Raw genomic sequence first — 5,943 nt, forward strand, 5'->3', positions numbered from 1 at the left:
AGTTTACCCAAATTTTATTCCGGAGGGAGACCAGATTATTAGCAAAACCTATATGACAAGAGTTGAAGGTGAAAATACAAGACTCAGACATTACTTGGCTCGGTTAAAAAGAAAAACTCTTTGTTATTCTAAGTGTGAAAACATGCTAGGGTATTCAATTAAATTACTAATTCATTATCTAAAATTTGGAGATGTTCCAATTCCCCATCAAAATGCTGGAAATCATTTTCGACTCCCCTCGCGTATTTTTACTCGTATCATACCCTAATTCAGCAATGCCCCAGCCCTGTCTGGCGTGTTAAATCAGAGCCGCATAAAAAGCAGAAAACGGCTATTTCACGTTCGGATTTTTCAGACGTAAAGCAATAAAAACTGCTTGGGGGAGCTTGGTTTCAAAATCAAAACGCCCAAAGTTAGTAACCTCGTTGCTTACTGAGTCCAGCGGTGCTTACGGCGCACTCTACAAACTCAACCGGTGCGCCGAATAGCACCCTACAAACTACAAGCTTTCAAGCGTTTGAGGGACTTTGAACCTAAGCGTTTGAGCCACTCGTGAGCGGGCTGGGTGCTGATGGCCAGCCCGCTCATGAGTGCAATCAACGTGTTTACGTCATTGTAGCCGTTGGGTATTGGCAATAGATATTATTTATTGCCAGTAGTCTATCTTATGAAGAAGATTTATCGATCGCCCGCTATGACATTTCAAGCGTTTGGGGGACTTCTTCACCACTTATGAGCGGGCTGGGTGTTTATGGCGCACCTTACCCCAGATGGCCGCTCAAAGGATTTGTTGGCCTTAGTCCTATAGAACCCATTTGACATCTAAGAAGAGGGTGCAAGCCTTTTAAGCATCAGTCGAATAAAACAAAGGTTGAGCTTGGCAGTCGCATTATCCAAAGTTCTCTCAAAGTTCTTGACTAAAATTTTGCATCTTTCCACCCAAGCATTTGACCGTTCTATCACCCACCTGGCTCTAATCGGTACAAATCCGGATTTTTCCTGTACTTTTTTGTCTAGTTTTGATGGTTTTTTCGATAGTTCAAACTTAATTTTCGTCATAATTGTTGGATAAATCTTTTTTAATTATTCTGTGAGATATTCAGGATGATAGCCGTGAGCAAGTAGGATCGTAATCTTGGGAATATTTACAGGTTTAGACTTGAAATAATCGATGTTTTTACTCAACATCTCAATCAAACCAGTATCATCTGATACGCTAGCTTTTGTGCAGTGGGTAAAGAAGGGAAACCCCAGCGTATCAACCGCTAAGTGTCTTTTAATACCATTTGTAGATTTGTAGAAACAAAAACCTTTTGATTCAATATTGGCATTACAAGTATTTTTAACGGCTTGTGAGTCTATCATGATCAACGTAGTCCATTTGGCTTTTTTTTGACCTGCTCACGCACTTGCGAATGTAAGACTCTCATCAGCTCTTCTATCACTCACGGAGACCGCCACTGCTTGTAATGCCAATATACGGTTGAGTACGGGGGCAAGTCACGCAGGTAAGTCTTGCCAATTGCAGCCATTCTTTAATTGATAGAAAATTCCATCCAAGATTTCTCTCTTTGTCCAGTTGAATGGTAAGCGTCTGCTTCTTCGTAGGCAATATCTGATGTAGTATGGGTTCAATTATTTCCCATTCTGAGTCCGTTAGGCTGCTACAGTAAGGCATGGCTGCTGGTTTGTGCTTTTAGGGTGACGTTACCACAAGACCATAAAAGATGTCAAATAGACTCTATATTGGTCGCGGTAGACCACGGAAACACGGGTTCAAAATGAGACTCAATGACCCAACCACATGGCTCGAAGCAGATACTGCGATTGAAATTGATGAACATCCACAGTTGGGACAAGTCCGAGTCAGTCAATGGCTTGACTTACATTTTTATCGTGCGCCGGGACATCCAGTTAATTTAATCCTCCCCCTTAAGAATGAATCCCATGTCAAGCGGTCAGCCGTTTCCACCCTTGTGGTTGGTTTGGGTGGGAGAACGAACTCTACCCAAGCGAAACTGTTTGGTTTAAGTATTTACGACGTTTTGGAGTGGATCATTGGTATCGGTTTGCTAAGCAACGATTACATTGGACATTGCCTAACTTGAGAACTCCCGAACAATTTGAGCGTTGGAGTGATTTAATGCCGCCCCGGAGTTGGCAACTCTGGCTGGCTAGGGATTTAGTTCTCGAAAATCGACTGCCTTGGCAGTCTACTACGAGCGATTTAACTCCTGGACGTGTCGCTCAATCAATGTTATCGGTTTTAGTTGACATTGGTACTCCTACGAAACTACCTAAACATAGGGGAAAATCTCCTGGCTGGGAAACAGGAAAGGTACGGACTAAGGCACCGCGATATCCCACTGTCAAGAAACGAGTTTCTCGACGCAAAAAGTCTTCAAGATTAGTTGTTTAATCTCCTCTCTTTTGAGTTTTTGAGCAATAACTTGCCTTCTGTTGAAAGGCAGCTACTTTTAGATGCGATCATTTTTTAGTCTAAACTCCAGTGCGTTCAAAGACTCGTCGAAATGTATCCGCACTCGGGATACCTCCTGGTAAAGCTAAAAACTGCTCCAACCATTCACCTTTACTTACTCCATAATTTTCCATGTCTTCCCATCCGTTACCTCCTGCAATCACTGACAATATTCCGATAATTAAAATATCTGTTAATACATGAACACGGGTTCTTGCTATAGCATTTCTTAGAAAGATGAGGTATAATATAACTGACTTAAACGGAGTGAAAAATATAGAACCTCAAAATGTTATACAGCTCTAATTAAATGGGGCGCTCTTCGAGCAGTAGTCCCTCGACCCGCCGCAGTCACTCGAATGACAACTATCTCAAATTTTAGCAAGTATCAGGCATTAGTAAAAATGAAAACTTATTCTCTTGAATTTAGACAAAAAATTATGGATGTGTACCATAATGAACCGCTGTCACAAAGAGCAATAGCTAACCGTTTTTGTGTAGCCTTAAGTTTTGTCCAAAAATTGGTTAAACAGTATCGTAACACCCAAAATATTGCTCCTCGCACTGAGCGATGTGGAGTCAAATTAAAACTTAATGCAGAACAACTGCTAATTTTAGCGGAATTGATTGAAGCAAACAATGATGCAACTCTCGAAGAACTCCGTTATTTACTGTACCAAAAAATTGGTTTTACCATCAGCGTAGCCACGATGGGAAGAATGGCAAAACTCTTAAACATGACTTTGAAAAAAAAACTCTTTTCCCGTCAGACAAAGGCACTGACAGGGTTCTGAACCTGCGATACGAGTTCTGGCAAAAAATTAGAGAAGTTTGTTTCAAAGACTTAATATTCATTGATGAATGTGGAGTAAACTTGGCAATGGTTAGGTTATATGCAAGGGAGGCTAAAAGGTTCAAGAGCCAAGGAATCAAAACCGAATAAACGCGGAAGAAATGTCTCAATAATTGGAGCTATATCGGTCAAATAAGTCCTAACATCAGTCATTTTAATAGGTACAAATGATGGAATTACATTTGAGGCTTTTATTATCCGAAAATTAGTGCCAAAGTTATGGAAAGGTGCTTGTGTAGTAATGGATAATTGTACTATTCATACCGGAGAAGAAGTAGAAAAAGCCATCCAAAAAAAAGGGGCTAAATTAATATACTTGTCGCCCTATTCGCCGGATTTCTCCCCAATTGAAAATTTATGGTCAAAACTTAAAAATATTCTCCGTTCTATCAAGACACCTACTTATCAAGAGTTAGCAAAAGCCATAGAGTTTGCATTTAGTGAAGTTACATCAGCAAATATTTGGAATTGGTTTACTCACTGCTGTTATTGTACCTCACCTTTGTAAGAAATGCTATACACGGGGGTCTTTGATTTGGGCAAATACTAATGCCATTTTTTCTGTCAGTTCAGTTGCCTGAGCTATACTCAATTTTTTTGACCTTTTAATCCTGTGTTTGTCAGAGGTGAAACCTGATGCCATAAGACCGACCTGCTCAGTAAGATAGAAACTTTGTACTCACCAGTCTACTAGATAACATCTCTGATCCTCAAACGATATCTGTGATGATATAAATGTGCCAAATAATCTGTATTTTTAACTACCAAATTAGATGCGCTTACCCTGCGATATGCATTTAAAAGTATAGATCTATATTTTTAGGAGAAGCCCTTGGGCGTTCATGTTTGCAGTAAGCTATACTTAGCGTACCAAATCGTTCGCTTGTTACTCGATCCCCTTGTTCAATAAAACTAAAAGAAGGTATCAAATGAGTTGGGTTTATCTGTTTTTAGCAATAATTTCAGAAGTAACAGGAATTACTTGCATGAAATTGTCAGTAGGCTTTACTAAACTTTTGCCTTCCATAGCGATATTTATTTTTTATGGAATTAGTCTTACTTCATTAACAATTGCTATTAAAAAGATTGACATAAGCGTTGCTTATGCCGTTTGGTCTGGTTTGGGAACAAGCCTGATAGCAACCATAGGTATTTTGTGGTTTGAAGAGCCAGTAAATTTTTTGAAAATAGCATCAATTGGAATAATCATTATAGGTGTTATTGGTTTAAATATAAAGTAGTGAATACTAGGTTCTGAACCAGAAATGTTGAACGTAAGGGTGTTTTTTTTGTAAAAGTAGATGGTTATTTTTATTGCTCTTATGCTCAATATGTAGTGCTCCCCTTAAATTTTTGAATAGTTGAAAAAAGAGCATTGGATCTCGAACTTTACTTGCCTTAAAAAAGGTGAGTATATCTACATCTATAGAAAGTTAAACACCTTATTTTCCTACTAATATCAATTCTCCAAAATTATGCAACAGTAGCCAAAGCTGATAAAATGTAGTCCCATCCGGCTATAGATGCTATTTCTTCTGTTGAAAGTTCCCCCAGAAAAGCGCAAACTTTTTCTTTAAGACCATCTAGATTTTTATAGATTTCCCAACTCAATTCTTGTTTTATGTGTGACCATATTCTCTCAATGGGATTCAATTCAGGGCTGTATGGTGGTTGAAAAATTAGTAGAATATTATCTGGTATTTTTAGGCTACTACTTTGATGGAACTTTCCATTATCCAATTGGATAACATTTAAATGAGCGGGATATGTCTCGGCTAATTGATCTAAGAACATTTGAAAGCACATACCATCTAAATGTGAGAACTCTAACCAAAAACTTTCTCCTGTTTGTGGCGCAACTGCACCATATAAATAGTAGGCTTTAAAATTCCATTGAACTAAACCTATTGGTTTAACTCCCAAAGCTGTATTTTTTTTCCTTTCAATTGTTTTTAAGCCAATTCTTGTTTCATCTTGACACCAATATTTCAGTCCCTTTTCTGCGGGTTTGGGGCTTATAGACTCCAACCACCAAGCAACTTTTAGTAATTTTTTTAGTTTTTTTTACACTCTATCCCCGCCGCCTTATCTTTTTTGATGCTCGAACGTCTTGGTACTTTTAATTTAGCTTTCATTCGATAGTATAATTGCTTGTGTAATGTTTGATACTTGACTGATATTTGATATTTCTCTTCTACCCACTTACCAATTTATTTATAACTTTTAAATTCACAGGATTCCTCCCTTAATTTCTCTGATAATCCAGCTATTACAGCTTGAGGAATTACTCGAGGTCTACCAGTTGATTTTCCTATTTTTAGCAGTGCGGGCAGACCGCCAACACAATATTGTTTTAACCATCTATTTACAGTTATCCTATGTACCCCTAAACGTTCTGCTACATCTGTAAGGCTTGGACTCAATCCAGCTTTTAACCAATAAAGTGCCTGAATTTTTTGTCGGTTAGCTATAGTGGGAGCGTGTCACTTTTGCGATGAGTATAAATACTGGTGAACCCCACCATGACTTTTTTGCCGATCATCAGTATAATAGGGAATAATTATCATCTCTTCCCACTTGATATATAATCATGACACCTGAACAACAACAG

Annotated in this window: 7 protein-coding genes and 2 pseudogenes; 5 read left to right on the plus strand and 4 right to left on the minus strand. The window is 38.5% G+C overall.

All coding sequences use genetic code 11. The features are described from left to right. Positions 1–268, plus strand: a 268-nt coding sequence (locus tag ACUVJL_RS16750) for an IS1 family transposase (RefSeq protein ID WP_445246882.1), incomplete at its 5' end; no start/stop codon positions are given. A gap of 815 nt (positions 269–1,083) precedes the next feature. Here ACUVJL_RS16750 and ACUVJL_RS16755 read toward each other — a convergent pair. Next, positions 1,084–1,365, minus strand: a complete 282-nt coding sequence (locus ACUVJL_RS16755) for a transposase (RefSeq protein ID WP_445246883.1) — start codon at positions 1,363–1,365, stop codon at positions 1,084–1,086. Positions 1,366–1,781: 416 nt separating this feature from the next. Here ACUVJL_RS16755 and ACUVJL_RS16760 point away from each other — a divergent pair, with 416 nt between their 5' ends. Then, positions 1,782–2,108, plus strand: coding sequence for a hypothetical protein (locus ACUVJL_RS16760; RefSeq protein WP_445246884.1), 327 nt, complete (start codon positions 1,782–1,784; stop codon positions 2,106–2,108). Then, the gene (locus ACUVJL_RS16765; RefSeq protein WP_445246885.1) at positions 2,105–2,419 is read left to right on the plus strand and encodes a hypothetical protein; all 315 of its coding nucleotides are present in this window, start codon (positions 2,105–2,107) and stop codon (positions 2,417–2,419) included. The genes ACUVJL_RS16760 and ACUVJL_RS16765 overlap by 4 nt, the downstream gene beginning before the upstream one ends. A 92-nt stretch (positions 2,420–2,511) precedes the next feature. On the opposite strand, the pseudogene ACUVJL_RS16770 reads toward ACUVJL_RS16765, so the two are convergent. After that, positions 2,512–2,730 (minus strand): annotated as a pseudogene (locus tag ACUVJL_RS16770) (transposase family protein); the annotation flags it as partial. A 153-nt stretch (positions 2,731–2,883) separates the two neighbouring features. Between ACUVJL_RS16770 and ACUVJL_RS16775 the strand changes: the two are divergent. Beyond that, positions 2,884–3,840 (plus strand): annotated as a pseudogene (locus ACUVJL_RS16775) (IS630 family transposase). 421 nt (positions 3,841–4,261) lie between these two features. Continuing rightward, on the plus strand, positions 4,262–4,573 hold the full coding sequence (locus tag ACUVJL_RS16780; RefSeq protein WP_445246886.1) for a DMT family transporter: 312 nt from the start codon (positions 4,262–4,264) through the stop codon (positions 4,571–4,573). Between the two features lie 232 nt (positions 4,574–4,805). Here ACUVJL_RS16780 and ACUVJL_RS16785 read toward each other — a convergent pair whose 3' ends face one another. Next, the gene (locus ACUVJL_RS16785; protein ID WP_445246887.1) at positions 4,806–5,360 is read right to left on the minus strand and encodes an IS630 family transposase; all 555 of its coding nucleotides are present in this window, start codon (positions 5,358–5,360) and stop codon (positions 4,806–4,808) included. Between the two features lie 182 nt (positions 5,361–5,542). Further along, entirely contained in the window at positions 5,543–5,803 is a 261-nt protein-coding gene (locus ACUVJL_RS16790) for a helix-turn-helix domain-containing protein (RefSeq protein WP_445246888.1), read from the minus strand. Between the last annotated feature and the right edge of the window lie 140 nt (positions 5,804–5,943).

It is taken from the genome of Microcoleus sp. OTE_8_concoct_300 (assembly GCF_031383065.1).
Taxonomy (GTDB): domain Bacteria; phylum Cyanobacteriota; class Cyanobacteriia; order Cyanobacteriales; family Microcoleaceae; genus Microcoleus.

Bases quoted from the DNA above. Each gene is read 5' to 3' on its own strand.
- ACUVJL_RS16780 (WP_445246886.1), top strand. From the start codon at position 4,262: ATGAGTTGGGTTTATCTGTTTTTAGCAATAATTTCAGAAGTAACAGGA.
- ACUVJL_RS16760 (WP_445246884.1), top strand. From the start codon at position 1,782: ATGAGACTCAATGACCCAACCACATGGCTCGAAGCAGATACTGCGATT.
- ACUVJL_RS16755 (WP_445246883.1), bottom strand. From the start codon at position 1,365: ATGATAGACTCACAAGCCGTTAAAAATACTTGTAATGCCAATATTGAA.